Source organism: Paenibacillus ihuae (assembly GCF_001368795.1).
Lineage (GTDB): Bacteria > Bacillota > Bacilli > Paenibacillales > Paenibacillaceae > Paenibacillus_AQ > Paenibacillus_AQ ihuae.
This window is the reverse complement of the sequence record NZ_LN831200.1, coordinates 41,411-67,527: the sequence shown is the minus strand read 5'-3', so window position 1 is coordinate 67,527 and position 26,117 is coordinate 41,411. Positions and strand designations below refer to the sequence as shown.

Genomic DNA, 26,117 nt, shown 5'->3' with positions numbered 1-26,117 from the left:
TTATTAACTGCAGGCAGTCTATTGTGAAAAGTGGGGAAGCAAATGATAAACACGAAAGAAGATTATTTGCAATATATAGAGTTAGATAGAAGAAGTCGGCATGAAATGAGGAAGAGGCCAAGAATTTTTAAAGATGAAGAATGGAAGTTTCAGAGGTTGTTAAGAAAAGTTGAATACTATTCAAATGTTAAGCGGTCCTTATTTAGTAAAATATATTTAATGTTGCTAAAGTATAAGTTTTATAAATTGCAGCTAAAACTTGGGATATTTATCTCGATTAATGTATTTGATTCTGGCCTGCATATTGTTCATGGAGGAGGGATTCGAGTGAACAATTTATCTAGGGTAGGTAAGAATTGCGTTATATACCACGGAGTTACAATAGGGTCGACACGTGGCGAAGAACATATGCCTAATCTAGGTAATAATATAGTAATATGTACAGGGGCTAAAATTTTTGGAGATGTTAAATTAGCCGATAACATTGCGGTAGGAGCAAATACCGTTGTGACAAAATCCTTTCTGGAATCAGGAATTACTATCGCTGGAATTCCTGCTAAGAAAATAAACAATAAAGGAGTAGATGGATTGATAACTACGTAGTTGGTGGAAGTTATAGGAATTTTATAGAATGAAAATGGAAGAAATCATGTACCAGACAGAACTTGAATTCATGACTTCATGGGACTTCATGGATTCAATTTCTTTAGCCGGAACAATCGATGATTTGATTAGCGTTCAAGACAATCTTGGCATTAAAAGAAGGATTCGACAGCTAAGGAACTAAACATAACGTGATCGGTTAATGGAACAGAGGATCTGGCCTGATGCGGCAGAAGAAGATTTCGCGGGGGATATCAGAGATGATGAAAAAAATCAGAAATTGAAGCTAGCCCACCTACGGTATCCAGCCGTTTAACCGGTTCCTTGATTATTCCCATCCCGTATTTTATATGAACAAACCGGATTCTACACATGTTATACATAGTCTGTGAAAGACTAGATTTTGCATGGTACTATAGCGAAATGTCGAAAGCAATAAGCAATGGGATAATTCCAAGCTTGCAGATGATTAAGAAGCGAATGAAGTATAACAACACTATTCTTTATTAAGTCAGCAGCCATAGTATCTGTATCAGGGTACTGGATCTACTTCATTTATAGCAGCTACTCTGCGCACCGACCTAGGTGCTTCCTCCTCCTACCAATCTCAACCTCAAACTCACGTTTGCTATCCCCATCCTTAATTTCATATTGAACACTTTCGACGGGGGCGATGGTTGAGTCTATGTATTTTTCAGGAAGAGCTTGCTTGGGGTCGATATAGCGTATGACTTTTTCTATTCTTGTTCCAATATCCTCCTCAGCAATAATCTCATCAGATACAACATAGCAACGCTATTCCACACCACTACGTCAGGATATGGAAGCTACGGGTACTCGGTTGATACTTTATCTTGGGAACACTCCGTCAGCTGTTAGAGATAAATATATTCAATATTTCATAGTTCACCGGGTATTTTCCTTTGAAAGGAAAGCCTTTTTTTTGATTTGCAGGCAAGTGCTACCGTGAAGATGTTATAGTTGCCTTGGTTCGGGCAATGGGGCTTGAGACGGAGAATGTGAATGCAGACAATGTTTTGCAGTATAAATTCAGTGATTATGAGGATGTAACTCCGCAATTAGCTAAAGAAATGGCAGTTGCTGTAGATAACAAATTGGTCTAGGGTTTTCCGGATGGCATCTTAAGACCTAACAGTCCTATTAATTCGTACTTCAGTTGCCACATTACTCTACCGGGTACTGAAATCTTCTTACTTGATAGCTACTGCAGATGTGAAACTGGAGGTGCAGGTTCCACAGCAGGTAGCGGAGGTTACAGGTAAAGTGAACGCGGATGCCAAGGTCTATATTAACCTGAAGAAGTTGAGAATGTGAACGGCTCAAGCAGAGTTTTTACCTAGGCTGTTTATAGCCTTGAAGGTAAAGACATTGACGCCTTCCTTGAGAGTTACCAATTCGTTATTCATATGGATTTTTGGATAACTGTCGTTCTTGTCCGTGTTTATACTCCAGCACCAGCTAAAGAGAAGTCCTGCACTTATTTTCAAATGCAGCATAGATGCACGCAACTGAAGGCGAACAGAGAATATCTCTGGTTCGCCTTTTTCTGAATATTTAAGAAGACAAGAATCTACAACCAAAACGCGTCTTTATACCTGCATAAAGAACTACATCAGTCATAAATCCAGAAATTTCGACATTTTCGTGAAAGTATTATCCTGGAATTAATTCAATTTTGTTTCCTGTTAAGGAATTAACAGACACAACCGATGAAATATATGTAGTATCCATACTAGACGGCTTTTTTATGGGGCTTAGTTGTGAAAGGAGTTGTGTTTGTACGGCTTCAATAATTATGAATAGGTAGGATTTGAATTTACTGGGGAGTAGGAGATGGGTTATGTATTCAAAGAAATTTAGAATGGCTGTTTCGCTGATTTTAGTATTACTCTTATCTTTTGTTAATGTACTTGGGGTATCTGCTGCTTCACTTAAAGTGGGAATGGCCTCCAATGAACAATCACCGGATGGCAAGCAGAAGATTACAGTCAACAGTGTAGTAGATGTCACCTATAAAGATCTTAAGGTTCTGCAAGAGGTAAAGTTTATCCTTACTAAGGATGGAACTGAAATTGCACGCCAGGTGAAGCCTAAAAGTGAGGCGAAGCTTACAGTACTGGATACTGTATATCATTCGCTTGAGTATAGCAGCATTCCCTTTGAAGGATTGACAGCCGGTGAAGAATACTCACTTCAGGCAGAATTTGAAGGTGAGCAAGGTTCGGTGGTTACCCTGCCACAGATCATCCGGGTACCCTCGACAACGGGGATAACCATTGCTGTGGAAGTAATGGCCAAGGATTCTAATACATATGTAAGTGCAACCAATGGAGAGATACGCAGTGATGATAAGAATGTAAGACTTACCATCCTTAATAATGGTGTTCCGCTAGCGAAGGAAGCAGTCGCTATTTGGATGAATTACAACTCTTACAACTTTACAACGGATGCAAATGGACAGATTCAATTGAAGGATAAAATAAGTTCAACCATTAGCGCTCCTGTTCTGTTCGTATTGTTGAAACAGGGAACCGATCAATATGAAGCTAAGCCCATCTATGTAACGGATCTTCAGCAGGCAGGTACCTATACCGTTGCAGTCCGTTATCTGGATGCCGGCGGCAAGCAGCTGCTTAATCATAATTCCACTTCTTCTTGGCCAAGTGGAACTGTTACCCGCTATGGTGTTTCTGGAATCGATGTGCTAGTGCTGAGAACTGGTGAAGTATCAGGAAGTTATACAAACGTCATCACTTCCGATACTGGAACGTATTTATTCCAGACGGGGCAAGCGGCATTGTATTCCTCGGTTAGCGGAGTTCACAAGGAGATTATTGAGGCTGGCAGCGATTATAGCCGTCTGAGCCTACACTACACATGGGATAATAAGCCAGTTCAGCTGGAATCTTATTCACTAATTGATAACAACCAGTATAAACAGATTAATGGTGGGTACAACAATATAAAGTTAACTTCACCTACTATCTACGTCAAAAAGAATAAAGAATATGAAATCACTGCCATCGGTACCATTCAGGGTGTAGACGGCAAAGTGGTTTTCCGTAATCGAATTAAGCCGACGGAAGCTGCGGGTGAAGTAACAACGGCTGCAAACCCGGCTGATTACAGTGCCTTGAAGCTTCAGGTGCCCCTGCAGAGCGCAGGTGTGGGACAAGTGCTGGTGTCTTATCTCAATGATAAGCTTAATTATAGCCAGATCGGTACCACTCTTCCTGCAGGCAGCGGTACTTTGTATGTGCAGAAGGGTGAAGAAATTCATCGTCTGACTTCCACTGTCGCGACTGCTGCTTCCAGCCAGAGCAACAGCTCGAATCAGATTGTACTGAAATCATTTTTTAAACCTGCCGAGAGCGAGTATACGCTGAAGGGTGGCAGCACCTATACAGCCGTGATCAAAGTCGTAGTACCCGATACGTCTTACTACGGTCAAGATGAACTGCGGAATCAGGTTGTACTGGGTGAAAGTGTTAAGAACCAAGTGGTGATGACAGATGAGTATGGAAATATTGTAGATCTGAACGGCAGCTATAAGTTGTCGATTGTAGATGAGAGCGGAAATGTAATAGCGAATGATTCGCTGTATTGGACGACTGTAGAGCAGGAAGGCCATCTGGAGCGCATTAATATGCGGGATTGGAAGCCGGTTACTGCAGGGACTTATAAAGTTCAATTCTCACCTTATACCTATACCAACGGTCAGTATGTAAATGGAGAACCGCTGGCTGAGGCAGTACTGAAGGTTCTGCCGAAGAATGAATTTGATGTAGAGATCAGAGGCAAAGACGGTAAATTGGTTGACCTTGTGGAGAAGCCTTATTTAACGGTTGACCAGGCACAAAATGTAACCATTACTGTTCGGCAGCATGTCACTGGCGGACAAGGCGAATTGCAGGCCGGTGTGGAAATTAGCCGTTATGGTCAGGCGCTTGGAGTTACGGATGCTCAAGGGAAGTTTACAATCCCTTCAGAACAGGCCTATTATATCGGTGAACTTATGTTCAAGAAACCGGGCTTCTTATTCAAAAAGGTAAAGGCAGCGGTGATTAATCCGGCGACCCAGGCGGTAATCCGCGTTCGCGGGTTGGACAAGGCTGAAGGAAGCAGTTATGCCGGAGGCGTTCCACTCGATTATGCCAGCGTACAGGCCGTTGTTAAGAGTCAGAATGGTTCCTACCAAGGAGACTCTTACTTCATTAATACTTCTGAAGCGCAAGCTATTCTGGTTGTGGATTCACCTTCTGTAGTGGGTGTTGACTTCATCCGCTACAACCGGAGTTATACGGGAGTAGAATCTAAATTCGGTTACTATATGTACGGTTCTGTCCGTACGGAGCCAGGCAAGGATTACTCGCTCGTGCTGGATGCAAGACAAGAGCTGCAGGAAGTAAGTAAAGTGTTATTAGATAGACCTGCAGAGGATTTATCTGTTGTAAGAGCTGATTTGGCTGGTGCAGACAACGTTCCATTTGTAATCGACAGCAATGCGGTGAATGAGAATTACTTCTACGCAACGCAAGGGACTTACAGTATGCTGGCCCAAACTAAAGGAGACACCTTTATCTACCGTGACGGCGTTGTTATTGGAGCGGGAGATAATACACTTACACTTGATGATTCTGCTTCTGGGCTGGCTACCTTGCTTGCACCAGAATCCGGATCGATTTACAGCGTTGAATATTTAACACCGAATCAATCGAAGCTTATGAGCTATGCCCATAACGCTGATCAAGTACGGCTGACTCCGGGTGATGTAACAGTACAGGTAGATAAAGCTTTTGGTACAATTGAGTATCAGTATGATATTCATTTTGCGCCTGGAACACTGAAGGCTGGTACACTTACTGAGCTTGCGCCGCAGACCATACAGGGGCTGGACATCGTTGGGCTGAAGGATGGAAAGCTGACCCGCCCTGCCGGAGTGAACTGGCTGAAGATCGGACTCGTGGATACTGCCGGTAATCAAATCGGACAGATTAAGAAGCCGCTGATTCTGGTGATTGCTAACGGTGGCTGGTCCAATTGGTATAAATATGTTACTCCAGAGGCTGCTTCCTATGAAATTCAGGATGAGTCTGGAAAAAAACTATACTCAGATTCATCGGTCAGCTATCCGCTGACTGCCTATACCTATAACACTTCAGATGAGAACTTTGGTTATCTTCCTAATGGAACGTATATTATAAAGGCTTCACTGACCATTGATGGCCAGAGCTACACGCTGAACAAGAAGATTGTGCTTGAGACGACTACCGGCACTGTTGTGGATCCGGGTGAAAACTTACCGGGAACAGATGTAGGTAATGGAAGTGGAAGTGGAACTGGAACTGGCAATGGTAACGGCAATGGAAGCGGAACTGGTACTGGTACTGGAACTGGAACTGGAACTGGAACTGGAATAGTTACTCCATCACCAACTCCAACTCCATCTGCTGCAAACGTCACCGAGAATGTAGAGAAGCAGAATAACAAGCTTGAAGAATTGTTAACGAATACCACGGGTTCAGCTGCTGATCGGGCCGCAGCAGCGCAAACGGCCCTCACAAGCATCGCAGTCTCGCTCAAATCTGCTACTACTTCTGCGGAAGCCGAGCAGAACAGCAAGAGCCTCTCAAAGGCTATGGATACGGCAGCAGGGTTGCTCGCAACGGTCCAAGATTCTGCTGCGAAGCAGAAGATTGTGGACTCAATTACAGAGCTTGTTGGAAGCGCGCCATATCTGCTGAATAAAATGGACAGCTCCGACAAGGCCGTTGCGCTCGCCCATACGCTTATTGAGAATGCAGCAGCAGTACTCAATAACGTGCAGGGTGTGGCAGCGGAAGACATCCAGAAGCTGAAGAACAGCGTAATCTCCTCAAGCCAGACCGCTCTTAATAAAGCGGGAGAAGTAACGATTGCCAAGGCAAATGTAACGGTGGCAGGTAATACTGTTTCTTCGAAGCTTGATGAGACGCTGATCAGCACACAGATTCAATCTGCGAAGCTGGCGCTGTCCGATCTGTCCAAAGATCTGACAAGCAAGCTGGGTTCAGGAAGCGCAGCAGATCTGAAAGTGAGCATCACCGTCAACGTACCACCGGTAGAAGAAGGGATTCATAAGCTGAATACGTCGCTTCCGTCAGAAATCCTTTCGCTGGTCAAAGAGAATGATATTGCCGGCTTAAAAATTCAGATGGATCAAACCGCGTTCACGCTTGAACCGGATACCTTCGGTACTGTAGAAGCAGGCCAGACGATTAATCTGGCGGCTGAAGTTGTAGAGAATGCTGTAGTGAGCAAGCCTAGTCAGGCTGAACCGCTCGCCAGCATTCCTGTGATGGAATTCAGCGCGTCTGTAGGCGGTCAGCAGGTTAAGAGTTTCGCCAAACCTATTGAAGTAACTTTTGATGTATCTTCGATCGATACTTCCAAATATTCCGGGGCCAACCTGGAGAATCTGACGGTGTATCTGCTTAATAATGAGAGTCTTACATGGGAAGCTGTCGGGGGGAAATATGACCCGGTTACTCAAACCGTAACGACACCAAGAGGACACTTCAGCCGATATACGGTCATGTTGGCCAAAGCTGCCTTCACAGATGTCTCTGCTAATCATTGGGCGGTGCAGGAAATTAATTATTTGTTGAACAAGGGAATCCTGGACCAGAGTGCAGAGTTCCGTCCTTCGGACAAAGTTACACGTCAAGAGTTTGCTGCTATGATCGCCCGGGCTTATGGTCTGAGCGGTGAGGGATTGCTTCTGCCGTTCAAGGACATCTCATCATCCAATCCGTATTATGATGAGATTGCCGCTGCTTATGCTGCGGGAATGATTACAGGCAAATCAGCAAATGCTTTTGACCCGAAAGCAACTATCACCCGTGAAGAGATTGCTACAATGCTTGCACGGGCACTTACAGCCTATAATGGCAAGCAAGCTGTCTCCCAGCCTGAATCCGTCAATGCAATCTTCACAGATAAGGCTAAAATATCGAAATGGGCAGCAGCAAGCGTAGCATTGACCAAGAGTATCCAATTATTCGAAGGATTTGAGGATCATAGCTTCCGTCCGGCTCAAACCGCAAGCAAAGCGGAGGCGGCTGCGCTTATCTATCGTTTATATCAATTAAAATAGTAGTTAAAAAGAGAAAAAGATATCACAAACAGCAGAGCAGCGATTATTCCGTTACGGATAACCGCTGCTCTGCTTTTTTACATGGGCTGCCCATGGAATGACTACAGTTCAGGCTCCAGCTCAATGTCCTCCGAACCCCCGCTCCACTCCACATGCATCTTTACAACAGAGTCTTTTTCGGGCACTGCGCCGGTTCCGCCGCTGCCGCCCAGGTTGTATATGACGGACGGTGACTCGGCATCAGATAGGGTCCCGCTCCCGCCACCGCCGCTTTCTGTAGTATAAGCGTATTTCATTTCACCTGACGGGCCGGGCTCCTTGCCGATATATTTCAAAAATACTCTGGAGACATGACTATCGCTATCTTTTTTCTGATAGATATAATAGGTGGAAGCCCAGTTGCTTGTATGTCCCTTGTACGCGTAAATATAATCCAGCTCCTTGGCAGTCGTAATTCCTGTAAGATCCTGCTGTTCAATTCCTGAATACACATTGTTCTTCCCGCTGCAGCCGCCGACTAACATAGCACTGAGCAGGAGTAGAATCGTTAACTGTTTCAAGGCCATCACCGTTCTTTCATTCCAATTTGATTCAATCTGCTCGATCACGGCGTAATTACAGACAAGAAGGGAGGGCAACCAGCTCGTGGGACTATCCTCAAAAGTATTGCTGAAAGCTGTGACGGCGCTAAGTCCGAGTATCATTCTGCTCCTGATTTTAATAGATCAATTTCCGCACACCGGACTCGGAAGAATTGTTGCTTTACCCATCATTATCATAATGAATCTGCTGCTCATCGTTCTAAGTTTGGTGATGCTCGGACGATTGCAACTTCGCTATAAGGTTGTTCTGTGGATATTCATAATTATGGTCACTTTGTGTTTTGCTCTGCTGATGTATCCACAGGAATATGGTCCGAGTGTTGCTGAGGTGCTATGGGACAGGATTGCAGGATGATTTGAAAAAACAACGGACACTTCTCCTGCCCAGTTATTCTGAATGAATGCTGGCGGGAGAGGTGTCCGTTGTTTTGGCGGTGCCTGGTGCTACTGCTGTTCCTCAGTCTCTACAATCCATACCTCCGGCAGGTTGCGGTACTGTTCGGCAAAGTCGAGGCCGTAGCCGACGACGAATTCGTCGGGGATCTCGATGCCGCAGTAGTCGATGGGAATATCGGCCAGACGGCGGGAGGGCTTGCTGAGGATGGTGCAGATGGACACGCTTGCCGCTTCTCGGAGGGCGAACAGCTGTATGAGATGCTGCAGGGTGAGCCCGGTGTCGATCAGATCCTCGACGAGCAGGACATGCTTGCCGCGGATGTCAGTGTTAATATCCTGCTTGATCGTTATAACGCCTGATGTGGTGGAGCTGCTGCCGTAGCTGGAGACGGACATATAATCAATGGCCACGGGGAAGGTGATTTCCCGCATCAGGTCGGCCATGAATACGGCTGCGCCTTTCAGGATGCCAATGAGCACGAGCTCTTTGCCTTCATAATCGCGTGAGATGGCGGCGCCCAGCTCCTTCACCCGGCTCTCAAGCTGGGCTTTGCTAACCAGTACGTTGCGAAGTTCTTTCATAACCACTGCTCCTCGTGAATCATAATCAATGCTTAGGATGTTCGATCCTTCTCCTTAAGCATAACATCATGTGCCCCGCCTTCGTAGATGGTAGTTGAGGAGACCAGAGTAATTTTGGCATGCTCCTGCAGCTGGGGAATGGTCAGCGCACCGCAGTTGCACATCGTGGATTTGATTTTGCTGATGCTGAGGTCCAGGTTGTCTTTGAGTCTGCCGGCATAAGGGATGAAGGAATCCACGCCCTCTTCGAATTCAAGCTTGCTCTCCTTGTCGGCGCCCCCGAAGTCGTATCGTTGCCAGTTGCGGGCCCGGCTGGAGCCTTCGCCCCAATATTCTTTGACGAAGTTCCCGCCGACGAGCAGCTTGCGGCCCGGGCTCTCGTCGAATCTGGCGAAATAACGGCCCAGCATGACGAAGTCAGCGCCCATAGCCAGTGCCAGCACGATGTGGTAGTCATGGACAATGCCGCCGTCGGAGCAGATCGGGACATAAATCCCTGTTTGCTCATAATATTCCTGGCGGGCTGCCGCCACCTCAATGACGGAGGAGGCCTGGCCGCGGCCGATGCCCTTCTGCTCACGGGTAATGCAGATCGAGCCGCCGCCGATGCCGACCTTGATGAAGTCCGCTCCGGCTTCTACCAGGTAGAGGAACCCTTCTTTGTCGACCACATTGCCGGCTCCGACCTTCACCGTCTCCCCGAAGGTTTCCTTAATATAATGGATCGTCTCCGCCTGCCATTCAGAATAACCGTCGGAGGAGTCGATGCAGAGCACATCTGCTCCCGCTTCAACCAGCGCCGGTACCCGTTCCTTGTAATCCCGGGAGTTGATGCCCGCGCCGACGATCAGCTGCTTGTTGCTGTCATGCAGCTCCAGCGGATACTCTTGGTGGCTGTCATAGTCCTTGCGGAAGACCAGATGCACCAGATGTCCGCTGCTGTTCACGATGGGCAGGCAGTTCAACTTATGGTCCCAGATCATATCATTAGCTTCTGTTAACGTAATCCCCTCTTCAGCGTAGATCAGTGCGGACAGCGGTGTCATGAATTCGGTAATCGGGCATTCCTGCGGCAGGCGGTTTTCACGGTAATCGCGGCTGGTGACGATGCCCATAAGCTTACCGGTCGGCTCCCCGTTATCCGTGATGGCGATGGTGGAGTGTCCGCTGCGGTTTTTAAGGGCCAGCACATCCTTCAGTGTATCCTCCGGACGCAGGTTGGAGTCGCTCAGGACAAAGCCGGCTTTGAACTTTTTGACCCTGCGGACCATCTCCACCTGCTGCTCCACGGATTGGGAGCCATAGATGAAAGAGATTCCCCCGCTTTTGGCCAGGGCTATGGCCATATTATGGTCAGAAACCGCCTGCATCACCGCAGAGGTAACCGGCAGATTCATTGTCAGCGCCGGAGTCTCGCCGCGCCGAAATTTGGTCACAGGGGTTCTGAGATCTACATTCCCTGGAATGCATTGTTTGGTCGTCAGGTTCGGAACGAGCAGGAACTCGCTAAACGTTCTGGACGGCTGATCATAATAGTAAGCCATGGTTGTTCACTCCTTAAAAGTTTTGTAAGCTTAGCTTGCATGAATTGACTTCGTACAAAACTCGCTTCGGAAGCATAAACTTAAGTTTTGTCAGCTGAGCTACTTGGAATTCACTTACACCTTGGACAGCACCCGCACCGGGATTCCATAGTCCGCTTCCAGCTGTTTGTAGTGCTCACCTTTGGCCAGTATACCCTGCACCCCGACGAGCTCTACCCCCATATCCGCCATTTGCTGGGCGATGCAGCGGATCGTTGCGCCTGAGCTGATCACATCATCAAGAATAAGTACCCGATCTCCGGCCGTAAAACCGTCAAAATAAATATAGTTCTCGTTATAAGCCGTCTCCCGTTTAATGCATACCTCGTAATTCTCGTACAACTCGGTGCTGAGGCGCAGAATATTCATCGGCTTCATCAGCTTGTAGGCTGCCAGCATGCCCCAGGTGTGGCCGCCCGGCTCGGGCGAAACAATATAATCAAAAGCGGGGAACTGCTCCGTAATGCTGCTGGCCAGATTATCGGTAATTTCACTGATCAGCTCGGGATCGATATACGTGCCGCGTTCACCAAAAGGATACAGCTTGAAATCATAGGCGGTGTCTTTATTTTTATAAATCCTCACGTTTTTGGCCTTGCTGATCGATTCGCTGAGTCTTGCAAGAAATGCGCTCATCGCCTTCACTCCTTTTGTCTGGATATACAAAACCCCAGAATACAAGAGACACCAGCAGAACAAAGGGTCACCAGGGGGAGCGGGCACATCAAAGTCTGCGGCTGCTCGGCCTGGGATTCTTCTGTCATGCGGTATCTCTTGTAGCCTGGGGCAATTTACGGTTGCCTGTAGAAACGCTCAAACCAAATTAATGAGCTTATACAAGAGAATAAGGAATGTCCTGTAATAAAATATGACGCGATTTTAGTGTTTGCTAACGTGCAATTCATTTTTTATTAAATGATGTGATTAAATATGACATTAGTTATTTTCATCATGCTATCATCGTATGTGTTCCATGTCAATATGTCTTTATATCTGAGGTTAATAATAGGAAATTATAAAATAAAAATGGCTCTTCGCTCTACTGGATGGGTAAAGTTGGCTAGAATAGGTTCATAGATTTGTCTATTTTAATAGATTCTTAACCCCATGGTATAAAGGGGGAGGGTTCGTCAACGGCTTCATTCACCATTTTCATGACGTGAAACTTATCAAAAGTAATTTCAGCCTCAGGGAACTGCTCCTGAATGCCTCGAATGAATGCGGGAGACATATCACAGCAGATTTCCTGGATTTGTGTGGTTGTAGCCGCTTTGTTCATCAGATGTTGTTTAAATTTCTCCAGGGTATCCTTACTCTTTCCTTCGGTTGCAAACAACACCGTTTTGGTATCTACATCTACAAATAAAGTAATGTAGCGATGGCCCCGACGGGACGAGGTTTCGTCCACAGCAATTCGTTTTACGCTCGTCAGATCCAGTTCATTCATGGCTACATGGACATAGTGATGAAAAATCCGCCACATCCGTGTATCGTGTTCGCAGTTCGTCCGAGGGACCCGGGCATGCATATAGGTTTTCCAGTTCCAAAAATCCAGATGACGCCATTGCTTCTTCTCCGCATCGTAGGCTTTGCACGCAGTACCACAGGAAGGGCAAGCAAACAGGGATCCTCGCTCGAAGTCGATGTACAAATGCCATGCTTCGTCTTTGTCATCATATTCTATGTGGGTCAATTTCCATGGTTATTCAAGCTCCAAAGCAACCTTGAACATTTCGGCAATCATATTATCTTTACTACTTAATGAGGTCCACATCGTCATTCCCACCTATTAAAGTTATTTACTAGGCAGTATCGACAACTCCTCTATTAAACAGACATCGGGCATCCACTACAGCGAGGAAGCATAAAAATGGTAAATAAATACTAAAAAGTGCGGACTTGCCAACAAGGCAATTAATGAAAAAATGGGATCTATTCAGATCACATGAGGTAGAACTGAGCAAAGAGATGATTTTGGACGAACTTAGAACCTATCCTTATCCGCAGCTGATTCTCGGGCTTACAGAAAATTGTAATTTGAGGTGTAAATATTGTATTTTCTCAGGAAATTATGAAGAGATGAGAACGCATACCTTTAAGAGGATGGAGAAGAAGACTGCGCTGAAGAGTGTGCAGAAGTACATTGATTACATTGAGGAATGGAAGGAGTACGCACCGGATAAACAGCCGGTCATTTCATTCTACGGGGGCGAACCCTTGCTCAGGTTTGATCTGATTCAAGAAGTCATCGCCTATGTCCAACAGAAAGGCTTCAGGACCATGTTCTCTATGACGACCAACGGAACGCTGCTTACAGATTCCATCATTGAATATTTAGTTGCCCATAACGTGATGATCTCAGTCAGTCTTGACGGTTCCAAGGAGATGCATGATAAGAACAGGGTTTTTGCAAATGATCGAGGATCGTTTGAAGTAGTCTACGGGAATATCCGGAAGCTGCTTGCCGAGATCAAGAGACAGGGCAAGGAGCAACTGCTCCCGACAATGATCCTTAGTTGTTATGAAAATGAGACTGATATGGTCGCTTTGAACGATTTCTTCGTCCAGGAGAAACATATAATGAAGGTCATGGGAGGCAGATTATCCAAGATATTGGATGCTGAGTTGGGTGACAGCGGGGGCGGCAATGATAGCATGGTCGTGCTGCTCGACCAATACCTTCAGGAGATAACGGCAGAAAATGGTGAGAACCGGACGTCCGAGATGTTTTTCAAAGAAAGGTTGTTTGGTACCAGTCTGAAAGTAAGTCATAATCGCAACATCAATCCATATGCTAGAAATTATTCATCCTTGCTGGGAAATGCCTGTATTCCGGGAAGCCGGATGTTCGTGGCCGTTGATGGCACCTTTCATATGTGTGAGAAGATAAGCTATCAATTTCCGATAGGTAACTGTGAAGACGGCTTAGACATTAACGCAATCAGCGAGATTGTGGAGAAGTGGAGCAGCAAATTTACGGAACAATGTAAGGAATGTCCTTATCAATCCATTTGCGGGCTGTGTTATGCGAGCTGTGCTGTAGGCGACAATTTCGATGTAAAAGGAATTTGCACTACGAGAAAAACGGACATTGAGAGACAGCTGTCTATATTATACGGTGTTCTAGAGCGGAATCCGGATGCCATGCGTGATTTCTCGGCACACAAAGACAGTATTGACCGCAAGTACGAATCCTTTCGTTTTGTAATGGATAAATGTTGAAGCTGATTGTAGAAACTGCACTTACAAATGGAGGTGTCTGATGTGTTTTTTAAGACCGGATCACACTGTTACGTTGTACAGGGAGAACGCCAGGCTTCAATATATGATCTAAGTGATAATGTAATGCTGAATATACCGTCAGCAGACGCGGCAATGCTGCTTGAACTGAACAGGGGAGTGCCTGTCGAACAGGTGGAGAACATTAATTACTTGCTGTTGTCCCAGCTTGTAGACAAAGGGATGGGGAGCTACTATGATAACAATGCTTATATCGACAAGGTGCGTTTTGGCCTCCCTCCTTCCATCAGGGATTTTGCCAAGAACAGAGTAAGAATATCCAATCTGTATCTGAACATTAACGATGAATGTAATCTGGAATGTGCTTATTGCAGCACTGACAACCGGGTGAACCGGATGACCGGGTGCAAGCGGTACGGCGGATTCAGTCAAGATAACGTGATGAAGCAGAATGACTACCGGGATGTACTGCAGCGTAGCCACAAATTAGGATGCAGAACGCTGCACATTATCGGTGGGGAACCGCTGCTGCAGTGGGATCTGCTATCAACAATTTTGGCAGAGGCGCATGAACTGGGTTTCAGCAGCATCTTTATTTATACGAACTTATTAGATATTGAACAGGTTAACTGGGCGCAACTGTCAGATGCCAGTTTCGTTATTCATGCCTCTGCCCACAATCAGGAATTATCTAACCAGCTGGTAAGAAACCGCCCTGACTTCTCAAAATTTTACGAAAATATGAATAAATTGAAAAAAAAGGAATTCCCTTCTATTTTAATGTATTATTGAATAAAATAAACTATAAATTCCAGGAGGAGATTGTAGAGTACTATAAAAATTTTAATCCCTTGGGCATGCAGTACAGTTTTATACATGAAACTGGCGATGACCCGGTGTATAACGAGCTTTTATACAGCGATAAAGGTGCGGGCAGCTGTTTTACGGATCTCAGCTTTTTTCATAATGTCGACTTTCATCCTTGCTTGAACGGCAAGCTGTCCGTATTCCGGAACGGAGATGTGACCGTGTGTCCGATGATGAGGGATGAAGTGATTGGCAATGTGCTGAATGACTCTTTTAAGCGGATTGTGGATAAGAGGGAATATCAGGAGTATTGGACGTATGCGCTCGATAAAGTAGATTCCTGCCGGAGCTGCAGTTCGCGGTACGCTTGTACGGATTGCCGGGCTATTGAGGAAAGTGCCGGAGGAGAATTGTCCTCAAAAGTATATTGTAAGCATGCTTTAAAGGAGAGCTTGGTATGAACAATCTGATTATGATTCTGAGTATTATCTTCATTGGTATTTTTACAGTTGTTCTTAATCAAAAAGTGAAGAATAAAAGCAGGATGAGTATGATTTTGGCCATCATATTTGTCCTGTATATCGCAACGTTTATTATTATAGGCATGTTCAAGAATTAGATATGAAGAAATCCTGGAACAACCTTATGTTTCTCAGGCCGTATCTGGAGGGCAACAGACTGCTGCTGCTGCTGTCGTTCGGATCTCTTGCCGCGGTATCTCTAATTGCCATGCCTATACCGCTCATTACCGGTAGAATTATTGACAATCTGTCTTCCCCACATGGGAGTGCAGACTTCCTGTATCAACAGATAATCATCATATTGTGTCTGCATCTGATAAGATATTTCCTGTCTCTCATCGGTAAATACTATATTGTCAAGGCTGGGACCCATGCTTCCAACAACCTCCGGATGGAGATGATTGGTCATACGGTAGATATGCCTATGGAATTTATCGATAAGCATGATAAAGGCTATCTGATGTCAAGAATTTCCGAAAGCGGAAGTGTATCCAGTCTTTTTTCTCCGTCAGTTATAAATATTATCATTGGCGTATTTGATTGTGTGATCTCCGCAGTTCTGCTGGTCCGGATTAATCCAAAGCTATCGCTTATTGTTCTTGCTATCATCCCGCTGTATGTTGCTGTGACAGTCTGGTACAGCAGGCGGATGAGTGCCAGTACAAGGAAGGTAAGAGAAAGTTCGGCTGAAATGGCGGGAGTCGTCTTTGAAACCCTTAACGGACTTGAGGAGATTAAGGTTCTCGGCGCCAAGCAGCGCTATTTATCAAGTATCTACAACAAGACACATCATGTTATTGCGGCGATTCTGCAGCAGAACAAAAATGTTAACGGTTATATGGAAAGTTCAGGACTCATCAGCTCCATGTCTGGAGCTGTTGTTTTACTATTCTCTGGGATCATGATCCTGGGGAAAACATTGACTCTGGGTGACTATGTGTCCTTCACAGGTTATCTGGCAAAAGTGCTGGGTAATGTGCAGGCAATGGCTACCTTTGGTGTGACTATAAATCCTATATTGGAAGAAATGATATTCTTACAGAGCCTATTGAATCCGTGTATATTAATAATATCTCCTTTTCCTATAGTGCCGGAAATGACCAGCGGCCCGTGCTGGACCATATCAATGAGAGCATGCACACAGGGGACATCGTAATTCTCAATGGTGCCAACGGCTCGGGCAAAACCACCTTTGTCAAGTTGCTTTTGGGCCTGTACCCTGTGGATGAGGGAGCGATCTATTACAATGGAACAGATATATCAACCATTAAATTATCTGACCTGCGCAGCAGAATCTCCTATGTATCACAGAAGATCTATTTGTTCCAAGGTACGATTCTGGACAATATTCTGCTGGACTGCCGGCCGGAACAGACCAGTCAATTGACGGATTTGATAGAGAGGTATCAGCTTCATTCATTTTTCTCTGTTTTTCCGGATGCGTTGGATACGGCAATCGGTCATGGAGGAGCCAATGTCTCGGGTGGCCAAAGACAGATGATTGCTTTTTTGAGGGCTGTACTGGCGGGCAAAGATATTGTAATTCTGGATGAACCAACGGCCAATATGGATGCTGTAACGAAGAGTTGTGTAATGAATATGATTGAGAATGAGTCCTTCTATAAAATTCTGATTATTTCCCATGATTCTGATTTTTTCTGCTTAGGCAGACATTTTAATGTTGGGGAATCGTTCAGACAGTTGGCCGGCAGCAGTTACACTTAAACCAGGCTGTTCCTGGTAATGTTCAGGGGGTAAAACCATGGTATCTCCGGTTATCGAAACACGCGGATTAAACCTGAGCCTGCAGGGCAATCCCGTACTTAAGGATGTTGACATCGTTACCCGTCCGGCACAAATCTGCGCTTTGATTGGGGAGAACGGGGCAGGCAAGACTTCAACGATCCGCTGCATTACAGGCCTTTATCCTCCCACAGGGGGAGTGTGTACTATGTTTGGCGAGCCTTCCTATAATATGAGCCAGAAGAGCAGGAACCGTTTTGGCATTGTGTTTGACGAGGGCGGACTATATGGCGAAATGTTGGCGTGGGAGAATGTGCTGTTTTTCGGACGGCTCCGCGGAATGGACAAAGAGAGTATTGCGGAACGGTTCAGCAGGCTTGTTCAACATTTTGAGCTGAAAACTTCCGTGAAGGTAGGGCGTTATTCCAAAGGGATGAAGCAGAAGCTCATGATTATACGTGAATTATTGCACGAGCCTGAACTGCTGATTCTGGATGAGCCCTTCAACGGGCTTGATCCGGATTCCAAAATTTTTTTGCGGGATAAGCTGAGCGGAATCTGTTCGGAGCAGGGCACTTCGATCCTCATCAGCTCTCATGATTTATTTGATATTGAGAAAATTGCCGATCAGGTGATCATGATCCACCAAGGCCGGATTGTGGCAGATCAAGCACTGCAGGAGATTACCGGGATTAGCGAGCATTACATTGTTACCTGCCGCAATCCGGACACAGTGGCGGAGCTCCTTCGTACTATTGAAGGGATAACGGTAGCGGGTCATGATGGGCAATCGGTAACGTTCGCGGTCAAACCAGAGCTTATCACGCAGCCGCTACAGGTTCTGCTGGAGCATGGCATTGAGGTGCAGGAGTTCTTTAAGGAGAAAAGCTCCCTGGAGGATTTCTACAGGACGACCAAACAAGCCGCTGCACAAAATTAAATTAACCTATGGCGGGAAAGGAGAGGCTGTACTTGCTGCCATTATTAAGAAAAGATGTGCAAACCCTGAATTGGAAAAGGTCATTGACCATGCAGGTGCTGATGTTTGGCATTTTTTTCGTGTTTACGATTGGTCAACTGGGGGAGCTGGAAGAAAGTCTGGGCCTGTCCATAGATGGCTTTGTTCCGCTACTGCACAAGTTAAATGAGACCCGTGAACACCGCTTGATGTTTACCAATTCATTAATTGCTGTCGGTTTTCTGTCGTCCGTACTTGTGTTTGCGCTGTATGTAGGCATCCCGCATGTGCTGCAGTTCTTCACTAAAGAAAAGGCCGACAAGAACCTGAGCTTTCTGCTGGCAGTGGTGTCGAGGCCCGGTAAAATTATGCTGGCGGTGTGGCTGTTCGCCCTAATCCGTGTTGTGGTTATGGCACTCATTAACGGCGTTCTGATCTGGTGTATATTTACTGCGCTTGGATTCCGGTCGGTATGGGCACTTAGTTTGTTCTCCTCCACTTTGACCGTTATACTGGGTGTGGCTGCATTTCTGTACATTGCCAACGCTATTGTGTGGGCGACCAACGGCAGTGAGGCTGTGTTGAAGATTTTCAGAATGCTGATATTAGTGGGAATTGTGGCGGCCTTTCCAGCGGTAAACTATCTGCGGATGGATTTCAGCTACCTGAATTTCCGTTATGCTGCTATCAGCGGGGGGATTTGCGTTATAGCTACACTCATATCCCAGTTCCTGATGAGATTATTTAAGGTCGAAAAAGTCGTCTAGGTGTATATAATAACTCAACTTTCGCAGAGTCAAAATCAAGTTGAACCCAAGCCGGGGTTAAGGCGGAGCCTGCTTAAGTAACGATCTTGCAACATAGAAAAACACCACTTCATTTGGTAAAGTGAGATTGTTGAGATCCACTAAACCACAGAAGAGGTGTCCTCCCTATGATAAAGCAAAAGTCGTCCCTAGATCAACTCCCAACTGAAATGAGACCTGCCTTTCAGGAACTCGGAGTACTGAAGCACTTAAGAAAGGCAGGATTCAAAAAGGCTTTCGGTTATACCTGTTCCCATCTGTTCCTGCTTGTTTTCGTGCTACTCTTCCACCAGAAAAACTGGTTCCGTCTGCTAGAGAGTGCCAAAGGCGAAGCCTTTCCAGGAAAAGATGCCGTCTATCGTTTTCTTAATCATAGCGGCTTTGCTTGGCGGCGCTTCTTGACTTCACTTAGCAGTGACACCGTACAGCGAGTTGAAACGCTGACTTCCGTCACGCGAACCTCCGTCTTCATCGTGGACGATTCCATGTTTGAACGAAATCGGAGCAAAGCGGTCGAACTGCTCGCTCGTTTTAAGGATCACGCGACGGGTGCTTACTACAAGGGGGTTCGTATGTTGACCTTAGGCTGGTCGGATGGTCATACGTTTCTTCCCTTAGACTTTGCCTTGCTGAGTTCCGTAAAAGCCGGAATCACCGGTATCCATTCGGGAATCGACAAGCGCTCCTGCGGTTACAAACGGCGGAAAGAAGCACTGCTTACCGCCCCGCATCTGGTCTCCGAACTGCTGGACCGGGCGATTGCTTCCGGGGTTTCTGCAGCCTACGTACTCATGGATAGCTGGTTCACGCATGCCCCCTTAATCGGGCGGATTGTAGACCAGGGTCTCCATGTCATTGGCATGGTGAAAAACGACAACAAGCGGTATCTCGCTCATGGCAAGCAGGTCGATCTCAAAGGTCTTTACCAAGTCGCTCCGCGCGCGTTCAGGGGAAACAGCGGAATATTTTGCGCCAGATTCATACAGAACTGGTTCCTGGTATTCCCTTCTATCGACCGATCTCACGCTGACGGCGCCGGAAATCATTCAAATCTACAGTCTTCGTTGGGACATCGAGGTCTTCTTCAAATACGCTAAATCCCTGCTACTCCTGCAAAAAGAGTTTCAAGGCCGCTCCTACGATCTGCTTATTAGCCATACCACGATTGTCTTTTCCCGCTATATTTTACTGGCCTGGCAGCATCGGCAAAGTACGGATCAACGAACACTCGGTGGACTGTTTTATTTGCTTTGTGATGAAGTCGGCACCTCGGACTGGGCGGTGGCTTTACAACAACTGGTGGAATTGATGAACGAAATTGCTAATCAAGTCGGTAAGAAACTATCCGCCATGATTAAAAGTCAACTCCAGCAGTGGATCTCCGCTCTGCCCAATTACATCAAGGCTTATCTCCCAATTTCAAGCTGCGAAAGTTGAGATAATAATACCCAATATTGTATAGATAAAGTTAACGGCGGTCCTGCCATTAGAGGACCGCCGTTTGCTATCATTAAAAACCTTAAGCTATACCACAGACAGCTGCTTCTTCAACGTCCGTTGATCTGCAATATGGAGATTTGGTTACAGGTGACTAGGAATCCGGCGAACAATCCAATTTTAAAAAAACAAAAGTACAATTGGGTATCTGTGAAGCCATAGATATTTTACTTGTTCTTGATTATAATTATTATTATCTGGATGTCATAAATAGTTCAAAGGTTATACAAAAAGTCACATTTTGATGTGATATACTTAACACACGTGATTTGGGGACTTGTGAAAGACGTCCCAATTAATCCAATCAAACTGTAACAGTGCCTGCACCACTGAATAGAGACTAGGATGGTGAACAAGCGATGCATATTGTCGTCGTTGGCCTGAATTACCGTACGGCTCCCGTTGAGGTGAGAGAGCAGTTCGCTTTTGCGGAGAGGGACTTGCCCGCAGCGCTTCATCAGCTGATGAAGACCAAAAGCGTGCTGGAAGGGGTCATTGTGGCCACCTGCAACCGGACGGAAATTTATGTGGTCGTAGACCGGCTTCATATGTGCGGATACTTCATCCGCAGCTTCATAGAGCAGTGGTTTCATGTGAAAAGTGAACAATTTACGCAGCATATGTATATATACGAAGATGAGCAGGCGATTGCCCATCTGTTCCGTGTGACCTGTGGTCTGGATTCAATGGTAATTGGTGAGACGCAGATTCTGGGACAGGTACGCAATTCTTTTTTGACTGCACAGAGTGAAGGTGTGACTGGAACCTGGTTCAACCAGCTGTTCAAACAGGCGGTGACGCTCGGCAAACGGGCGCACAGCGAGACCTCCATCGGAGAAAGTGCCGTTTCGGTCAGCTATGCGGCTGTCGAGCTGGGCAAGCGGATCTTCGGAATGTTTACCGGCAAAAGAGTGCTGATCCTCGGCGCAGGCAAAATGAGCGAGCTGACGGTGAAGCATCTGTACAGCAGCGGCGCGGCTGAGGTTATTGTCGCCAACCGTACCCTGGCACGGGCAGTGGAACTGGCGGAGAAGTTCTCCGGCAAGCCGAGTACCATTGATGAAGCCCTGAAGCATCTCGATGATGTAGATATTATTATCAGCTCTACGGGAGCGGATGGTTATGTGCTGACCGCTGATCAGGTAGCCGCCGGCATGAAGCGCCGCCCGTCGCGGCCGCTGTTCATGATCGACATTGCCGTTCCGCGTGATATTGATCCGGCGGCCTCGAGTGTCCCGGATGTCTTTCTCTATGATATTGATGATCTGGAGGGCATCGTAGAGAGTAACCTTGAGATGCGCCGCAGCGAAGCCGCGAAGATCGAAGTTATGATCGCAGGCGAGATGGATGAATTCCAGGTATGGCTGAAGACGCTTGGTGTCAGACCTGTGATCCGTGCGCTGCAGGACAAATCGAACGGAATTTATGAAGAGACGATGGACAGCCTGTTCAACAAGCTGCCTGAGCTGGATGAGCACCAGCGCAAGGTCATCCGCCGTCTGACGAAGAGCATCGTCAACCAGATGATGCATGACCCGATTAACGTTATTAAGGAAATGTCCGGCGGCAAGCAGGGAAATGAAGCTCTGGAGTATTTCACTCAAATCTTCGCCCTGCAGGAGCAGCTTGAAGCCGGTCCAGGCGGAAGCAGTAATGCTCCGGTGCAGCAGAATGACAAAGAACGTGCATCTACCCCTGATTTCAATGTGCCTAAGACCGTCTTTGCTCCGGCAGGCCTGCTGGGCGGGTGAGCAGCATGCAACTGCTGAACGGAATATATGATACTGCTCTGCTGCTATATGCCCTGAGCCTGCTGTTTATTTTCTCGGATTGCCTTCGGCGGAATCCGGGCGGAAAGCGGATAGGCACAGGGCTTCTTGCCGTTGTGGGTATTTTGCAATCGGGCGGGCTTGCTGTGCGCTTCTCCCAGGAGAAGGGCCTGCCGATCTTTACTCCCTATGACTTCCTGTTCTGGTTTTCCTTCAGTATCGTTTTGACATCGCTGGCCGTTGCGTATACGCGCGGCGGTGAATTCACCATTCTGCTGCTCAGCGGAGCCGGCTTCAGTGTATTTTTGCTCAACCGGGTCTGGCTGACGGCGGCAGATCATAGCCTAGAAAGCTGGAGTGCGGTGCATGGCTGGCTGGCGATGCATATTATTTTGGCCAATCTGAGCTTTGGCGCACTGACACTGGGGACAGTATTTGCAATAATGTACCTGTTCCTGCACACGAAGCTCAAAAATAAAAAGTGGGATGACCGTATCCGCCGCCTGCCGAGTCTCGAAACGATGGACAAATATTCGTATTCCGCGATCCTTGCCGGAGTGCCGCTGCTGATCATCTCCCTGCTGCTCGCTGCTACGTCGATTATCGCTGAGGGGCGGACACCGCTGTTTCAGGATTCCAAGGTGCTGACGACACTGCTCGGGCTGGGGGTATATGTTATTTATATTGTCCTCAAACGGTCCGGACGTAGAAGCGGCACCATTATGGCCCGCTGGGCCATATCAGGCTACGCCTTCATTATCCTCAACTTCCTGCTGAATTCGTTGTCTGAATTTCATGGCTGGGGCGGGAGGTGAGCGGGATGAGCTATTATATGCCGGTGATGCTGGATCTTAGGGGACAAAAGGTAATTGTTATCGGCGGTGGAGCCGTAGCGGAGCGCAGGGTGCTGGCGCTCCTTGATGCGGAGGCGGCGGTCGTTGTTGTCAGCCCCTCGCTGAGTACGGCACTTAGCGCGCTCGCTGAGGCCGGCGGGCTGAACTGGTTGAACCGCAGCTATGCACCCGGTGATCTCCGGGGGGCTTTTTTGGTATATGCCACGAGTAGCGATGACGAGGTGAATGAGCAAGTGGCTGCGGAGGCGCGTTCGCTTGGACTTCCGGTGAATGTGGCCAGCCGGGCTGAGGCGGGGAATTTCATTACCCCCGGCGTTCTGCGCCGGGGAAGGCTGACGGTAGCCGTCTCAACTTCAGGCGCAGGGCCGTCTGCCGCGGCCAGGATTACGGAACAGCTGAGCGAGGTGCTGGGTGAGGAATACGAACCGTACCTGGATTTTTTGCATCAGCTGCGCACCGAGATCAAGCGGCGCGAGCCCTCGGCTGAGGTGCGGGGACGGCTTCTGCGCAGGCTTAGCCGGCTGGACGTGTTGAATGAGATGCGGCAGGGCACCTTTATAGAGTGGACTCCGCAGGATGTGGAGGCATGGATCGCCGGGAACCGGGGCGATTAGTGACGGGTAATGCCGGGTAATGCCGGGTAGTGGCCATGGCGGAACCGGTTTTATGACCCGGCTTAACGGATTTTAAGGAAATTGTTGTAGAGATCATCTGCTGCTCAAGCTAAGTGGAATTACTCCACCTAATTCTCAGTTCAAACTTGGAATCAGAGTGCTAGTGGGAATAACTCCACTTAAATGTATCGAAATTGAGCCCAGATGGATGTGTGGACCGAATTAGGTGGAGGTTTTCCAACTAATCATCGTAAATATCGGAATATGATGGGATTAGAAGGAGCAAATCCAATTAATTATTGGATAATACTTTTTTGAAACAAATTATACCAGTAAGCCCTCTAGTTTACGGCATTTACACCATTATTTACACCATTATTTATATAATTAATAGCACTGCAGGCAGACGGATGAACGGCAGGCATGCCCCGGATTAGATAAGAGTACAATGATTGGGAGAGCAGTAAGACAGAGCGATGTTACCGGGAGGAACGAGAGAATGCGTAAAATTATTGTAGGCAGCAGACAAAGCGCTCTGGCGCTGACCCAGACAGGGCATGTCATTGAGGATCTTACACGGCTAAGTGCGGAGCATAGCTTCGATTTCACCTTTGAGGTGCACAAAATCGTGACCAAGGGCGACCGTATTCTGGATGTGACCTTATCCAAAGTAGGCGGCAAGGGACTGTTCGTGAAGGAAATTGAGCAGGCGATGCTGGCCCGTGAAATTGATATGGCAGTACATAGTATGAAGGATATGCCTTCCGAATTGCCGGAGGGCTTAATGAATGGCGCTGTTCCGAAGCGGGTGGATCCGCGGGACTGCCTGATTGCTTCCGGGGGATCGGGCCTGGAGGAACTGCCGCAGGGCGCGCGTGTGGGCACAAGCAGTCTGCGCCGCTCCAGCCAGCTGGCTGCCCTGCGGCCGGATCTTGTGATTGAGCCGGTGCGCGGCAATATCGACTCACGGCTGAAGAAGCTGGAGAGCGGCGAATATGACGCTATTCTGCTGGCTGCCGCCGGACTGACGCGTATGGGCTGGCAGGACCGGGTAAGCGCCTATCTGCCGCCTGAGGTGTGTCTTCCCGCAGTAGGCCAAGGCGCGCTTGGCATTGAGTGCCGTGAGGAGGATACGGAACTGCGGAAGCTGCTTGCACTCTACAATGATGAGCAGACGGCGCTGACGGTTGCGGCGGAACGGACCTTCCTGGGGGCATTGAACGGCGGCTGCCAGGTACCGATCGGCGCTTATGCGGTGCTCGGTGCGGGCGAAGCTGCGGGAACAGAGCGGACAGCTGAAACTAAGGGGCAAGTCATTACACTGACCGGTATGGTCGGAACACCGGACGGCTCGGTAATCCTTAAGGAAACCTGCAGCGGCGAAGACCCGGTGCAGCTTGGCGAAGAGGTAGCCCGTAAGCTGATCGCCAGGGGTGCGGAGAAGATTTTGGCGGATGTAAGGGGATGATAGAGATGACGGGGAAAGTATATCTGGTAGGTGCGGGTCCGGGAGATGCGAAGCTGATCACTGTGAAGGGCTTGGAGTGTATTCAAAAGGCGGATGTGCTGGTCTATGACCGGCTCGCAAGCCCGAGGCTGCTGAAGCATATGAAACCCGGCGGTCAAAAAATTTACGTGGGGAAATTGCCTGACCGCCATACCATGAAGCAGGAGGAGATCAATCAGCTGCTGGTTGATCTGGCGCTGGAGGGGAAGACGGTTGTGCGGCTTAAGGGCGGAGATCCGACGATTTTTGGCCGGGTGGGTGAAGAAGCGGAGCTGCTGCGGCGGCACGGCATCTACTATGAGATCGTGCCTGGCATCACGTCGGCGATCAGCGTGCCGGCGTATGCCGGCATACCGGTGACACACCGGGATTACGCCTCCTCCCTGTCGATTATCACCGGTCATGAGAGCCCGGATAAGCTGGACCGTTCCATTCATTGGGATAAGGTCACGAATGCCACGGGTACACTGGTATTCCTGATGGGCGTAGCCAAGATCGGCTACATCAGCGCCCAGCTGATTAAGCACGGGCGCCCGCCGGAGACGCCGGTGGCGCTGGTCCGCTGGGGCACGCGCGCCGATCAGGAGACGCTTGTGGGCACGCTCGCCGACATAGAGGACAAGGTCAAGGCGGCTGATTTCCAGCCGCCGGCGGTGATCGTCGTCGGCGATGTGGTCCTGCAGCGCAAGCAGCTGCAGTGGGTAGAGGCGCTGCCGCTGTTCGGCAAGCGCATCGTCGTGACCCGCGCTCGCAGCCAGGCCAGCGAGCTGGTGGACCGCATTGAGGAGCTCGGCGGGGAACCCTACGAGTTCCCGGTCATTGAGACGGTCATGCCGGAAGGCGCAGAGAAGAAAGCCGCCATTGCTTCCGCGCTGGGCG

Annotated in this window: 23 protein-coding genes, 1 pseudogene and 1 riboswitch; of the genes and pseudogenes, 18 read left to right on the top strand and 6 right to left on the bottom strand. The window is 47.9% G+C overall.

Annotation, left to right across the window (positions count from 1 at the left end):
- Positions 1–42 precede the first annotated feature (42 nt).
- Both AQR02_RS22900 and AQR02_RS35205 read left to right on the top strand, forming a co-directional pair.
- Positions 43–603 carry a serine O-acetyltransferase gene (locus AQR02_RS22900; RefSeq protein ID WP_054942736.1) on the top strand — a complete coding sequence of 187 codons (561 nt, stop codon included), beginning with the start codon at positions 43–45 and terminating at the stop codon, positions 601–603.
- 998 nt (positions 604–1,601) lie between these two features.
- Complete coding sequence (locus AQR02_RS35205) at positions 1,602–1,727, top strand: hypothetical protein (RefSeq protein WP_280818659.1); 126 nt, start codon at positions 1,602–1,604, stop codon at positions 1,725–1,727.
- 216 nt (positions 1,728–1,943) lie between these two features.
- On the opposite strand, the gene AQR02_RS32620 is transcribed toward AQR02_RS35205, so the two are convergent.
- On the bottom strand, positions 1,944–2,204 hold the full coding sequence (locus AQR02_RS32620) for a hypothetical protein (RefSeq protein ID WP_159067826.1): 261 nt from the start codon (positions 2,202–2,204) through the stop codon (positions 1,944–1,946).
- A 260-nt stretch (positions 2,205–2,464) separates the two neighbouring features.
- On the opposite strand from AQR02_RS32620, the gene AQR02_RS22895 reads away from it, so the two are divergent.
- Positions 2,465–7,759 carry an S-layer homology domain-containing protein gene (locus tag AQR02_RS22895; RefSeq protein ID WP_054942735.1) on the top strand — a complete coding sequence of 1,765 codons (5,295 nt, stop codon included), beginning with the start codon at positions 2,465–2,467 and terminating at the stop codon, positions 7,757–7,759.
- 101 nt (positions 7,760–7,860) lie between these two features.
- On the opposite strand, the gene AQR02_RS22890 is transcribed toward AQR02_RS22895, so the two are convergent.
- Complete coding sequence (locus AQR02_RS22890) at positions 7,861–8,325, bottom strand: hypothetical protein (RefSeq protein ID WP_209444267.1); 465 nt, start codon at positions 8,323–8,325, stop codon at positions 7,861–7,863.
- A gap of 214 nt (positions 8,326–8,539) precedes the next feature.
- Here AQR02_RS22890 and AQR02_RS33170 point away from each other — a divergent pair, with 214 nt between their 5' ends.
- The gene (locus AQR02_RS33170; protein ID WP_209444265.1) at positions 8,540–8,716 is read left to right on the top strand and encodes a hypothetical protein; all 177 of its coding nucleotides are present in this window, start codon (positions 8,540–8,542) and stop codon (positions 8,714–8,716) included.
- Positions 8,717–8,805: 89 nt separating this feature from the next.
- Here the strand turns inward: AQR02_RS33170 and hpt are convergent, their stop codons facing one another.
- From hpt to AQR02_RS22865, 4 genes are all read right to left on the bottom strand, one after another.
- Positions 8,806–9,339, bottom strand: a complete 534-nt coding sequence (gene hpt, locus AQR02_RS22880) for a hypoxanthine phosphoribosyltransferase (RefSeq protein ID WP_054942732.1) — start codon at positions 9,337–9,339, stop codon at positions 8,806–8,808.
- A gap of 32 nt (positions 9,340–9,371) precedes the next feature.
- Positions 9,372–10,883: an IMP dehydrogenase gene (locus AQR02_RS22875; protein ID WP_054942731.1), complete on the bottom strand. Its 1,512-nt coding sequence runs from the start codon at positions 10,881–10,883 to the stop codon at positions 9,372–9,374.
- 114 nt (positions 10,884–10,997) lie between these two features.
- Positions 10,998–11,558 (bottom strand): phosphoribosyltransferase, encoded by a 561-nt coding sequence (locus AQR02_RS22870; protein ID WP_054942730.1) that lies wholly within the window; start codon positions 11,556–11,558, stop codon positions 10,998–11,000.
- 121 nt (positions 11,559–11,679) lie between these two features.
- Positions 11,680–11,782: riboswitch (purine riboswitch) on the bottom strand.
- Between the two features lie 239 nt (positions 11,783–12,021).
- Positions 12,022–12,615, bottom strand: a complete 594-nt coding sequence (locus AQR02_RS22865) for a transposase (protein ID WP_082452033.1) — start codon at positions 12,613–12,615, stop codon at positions 12,022–12,024.
- Positions 12,616–12,839: 224 nt separating this feature from the next.
- On the opposite strand from AQR02_RS22865, the gene AQR02_RS22860 reads away from it, so the two are divergent.
- From AQR02_RS22860 to cobA, 14 genes and pseudogenes are all read left to right on the top strand, one after another.
- Positions 12,840–14,144 carry a radical SAM protein gene (locus AQR02_RS22860; protein WP_054942729.1) on the top strand — a complete coding sequence of 435 codons (1,305 nt, stop codon included), beginning with the start codon at positions 12,840–12,842 and terminating at the stop codon, positions 14,142–14,144.
- A 42-nt stretch (positions 14,145–14,186) separates the two neighbouring features.
- Positions 14,187–14,954, top strand: coding sequence for a radical SAM protein (locus tag AQR02_RS22855; protein ID WP_054942728.1), 768 nt, complete (start codon positions 14,187–14,189; stop codon positions 14,952–14,954).
- Positions 14,951–15,430, top strand: coding sequence for an SPASM domain-containing protein (locus tag AQR02_RS22850; protein WP_054942727.1), 480 nt, complete (start codon positions 14,951–14,953; stop codon positions 15,428–15,430). Before AQR02_RS22855 ends, AQR02_RS22850 begins: the two co-directional genes overlap by 4 nt.
- Complete coding sequence (locus AQR02_RS32615; protein ID WP_159067823.1) at positions 15,427–15,588, top strand: hypothetical protein; 162 nt, start codon at positions 15,427–15,429, stop codon at positions 15,586–15,588. The genes AQR02_RS22850 and AQR02_RS32615 overlap by 4 nt, the downstream gene beginning before the upstream one ends.
- Positions 15,589–15,590: 2 nt before the next feature.
- Positions 15,591–16,646, top strand: coding sequence for an ABC transporter transmembrane domain-containing protein (locus AQR02_RS22845; protein ID WP_054942726.1), 1,056 nt, complete (start codon positions 15,591–15,593; stop codon positions 16,644–16,646).
- Positions 16,625–17,215, top strand: coding sequence for an ATP-binding cassette domain-containing protein (locus AQR02_RS22840; protein WP_054942725.1), 591 nt, complete (start codon positions 16,625–16,627; stop codon positions 17,213–17,215). Before AQR02_RS22845 ends, AQR02_RS22840 begins: the two co-directional genes overlap by 22 nt.
- A 37-nt stretch (positions 17,216–17,252) precedes the next feature.
- Positions 17,253–18,173: an ABC transporter ATP-binding protein gene (locus AQR02_RS22835; protein ID WP_054942724.1), complete on the top strand. Its 921-nt coding sequence runs from the start codon at positions 17,253–17,255 to the stop codon at positions 18,171–18,173.
- Between the two features lie 32 nt (positions 18,174–18,205).
- On the top strand, positions 18,206–18,958 hold the full coding sequence (locus AQR02_RS22830) for a hypothetical protein (RefSeq protein WP_054942723.1): 753 nt from the start codon (positions 18,206–18,208) through the stop codon (positions 18,956–18,958).
- Positions 18,959–19,125: 167 nt separating this feature from the next.
- Positions 19,126–20,434, top strand: a pseudogene (locus AQR02_RS22825) (IS4 family transposase).
- A 419-nt stretch (positions 20,435–20,853) separates the two neighbouring features.
- A complete protein-coding gene (hemA, locus tag AQR02_RS22820) occupies positions 20,854–22,245 on the top strand; it encodes a glutamyl-tRNA reductase (RefSeq protein ID WP_054942722.1) in 1,392 nt (463 codons plus the stop codon).
- A gap of 5 nt (positions 22,246–22,250) precedes the next feature.
- Complete coding sequence (ccsA, locus tag AQR02_RS22815) at positions 22,251–23,078, top strand: cytochrome c biogenesis protein CcsA (RefSeq protein ID WP_054942721.1); 828 nt, start codon at positions 22,251–22,253, stop codon at positions 23,076–23,078.
- Between the two features lie 5 nt (positions 23,079–23,083).
- Entirely contained in the window at positions 23,084–23,731 is a 648-nt protein-coding gene (locus AQR02_RS22810) for a precorrin-2 dehydrogenase/sirohydrochlorin ferrochelatase family protein (protein ID WP_054942720.1), read from the top strand.
- Positions 23,732–24,230: 499 nt separating this feature from the next.
- The gene (gene hemC / locus AQR02_RS22805) at positions 24,231–25,199 is read left to right on the top strand and encodes a hydroxymethylbilane synthase (RefSeq protein ID WP_054942719.1); all 969 of its coding nucleotides are present in this window, start codon (positions 24,231–24,233) and stop codon (positions 25,197–25,199) included.
- 5 nt (positions 25,200–25,204) lie between these two features.
- Positions 25,205–26,117, top strand: a 913-nt coding sequence (gene cobA / locus AQR02_RS22800) for a uroporphyrinogen-III C-methyltransferase (protein ID WP_082452031.1), incomplete at its 3' end; no start/stop codon positions are given.

Bases quoted from the DNA above. Each gene is read 5' to 3' on its own strand.
- AQR02_RS33170 (WP_209444265.1), top strand. From the start codon at position 8,540: ATGAATCTGCTGCTCATCGTTCTAAGTTTGGTGATGCTCGGACGATTG.
- AQR02_RS22870 (WP_054942730.1), bottom strand. From the start codon at position 11,558: ATGAGCGCATTTCTTGCAAGACTCAGCGAATCGATCAGCAAGGCCAAA.
- AQR02_RS32615 (WP_159067823.1), top strand. From the start codon at position 15,427: ATGAACAATCTGATTATGATTCTGAGTATTATCTTCATTGGTATTTTT.
- hpt (WP_054942732.1), bottom strand. From the start codon at position 9,339: ATGAAAGAACTTCGCAACGTACTGGTTAGCAAAGCCCAGCTTGAGAGC.
- ccsA (WP_054942721.1), top strand. From the start codon at position 22,251: ATGCAACTGCTGAACGGAATATATGATACTGCTCTGCTGCTATATGCC.
- AQR02_RS22875 (WP_054942731.1), bottom strand. From the start codon at position 10,883: ATGGCTTACTATTATGATCAGCCGTCCAGAACGTTTAGCGAGTTCCTG.
- AQR02_RS35205 (WP_280818659.1), top strand. From the start codon at position 1,602: ATGGGGCTTGAGACGGAGAATGTGAATGCAGACAATGTTTTGCAGTAT.
- AQR02_RS22860 (WP_054942729.1), top strand. From the start codon at position 12,840: ATGAAAAAATGGGATCTATTCAGATCACATGAGGTAGAACTGAGCAAA.
- AQR02_RS22840 (WP_054942725.1), top strand. From the start codon at position 16,625: ATGCACACAGGGGACATCGTAATTCTCAATGGTGCCAACGGCTCGGGC.
- AQR02_RS22895 (WP_054942735.1), top strand. From the start codon at position 2,465: ATGTATTCAAAGAAATTTAGAATGGCTGTTTCGCTGATTTTAGTATTA.
- hemA (WP_054942722.1), top strand. From the start codon at position 20,854: ATGCATATTGTCGTCGTTGGCCTGAATTACCGTACGGCTCCCGTTGAG.
- AQR02_RS22900 (WP_054942736.1), top strand. From the start codon at position 43: ATGATAAACACGAAAGAAGATTATTTGCAATATATAGAGTTAGATAGA.
- AQR02_RS22890 (WP_209444267.1), bottom strand. From the start codon at position 8,325: ATGGCCTTGAAACAGTTAACGATTCTACTCCTGCTCAGTGCTATGTTA.
- AQR02_RS22845 (WP_054942726.1), top strand. From the start codon at position 15,591: ATGAAGAAATCCTGGAACAACCTTATGTTTCTCAGGCCGTATCTGGAG.
- AQR02_RS22835 (WP_054942724.1), top strand. From the start codon at position 17,253: ATGGTATCTCCGGTTATCGAAACACGCGGATTAAACCTGAGCCTGCAG.
- AQR02_RS22810 (WP_054942720.1), top strand. From the start codon at position 23,084: ATGAGCTATTATATGCCGGTGATGCTGGATCTTAGGGGACAAAAGGTA.
- hemC (WP_054942719.1), top strand. From the start codon at position 24,231: ATGCGTAAAATTATTGTAGGCAGCAGACAAAGCGCTCTGGCGCTGACC.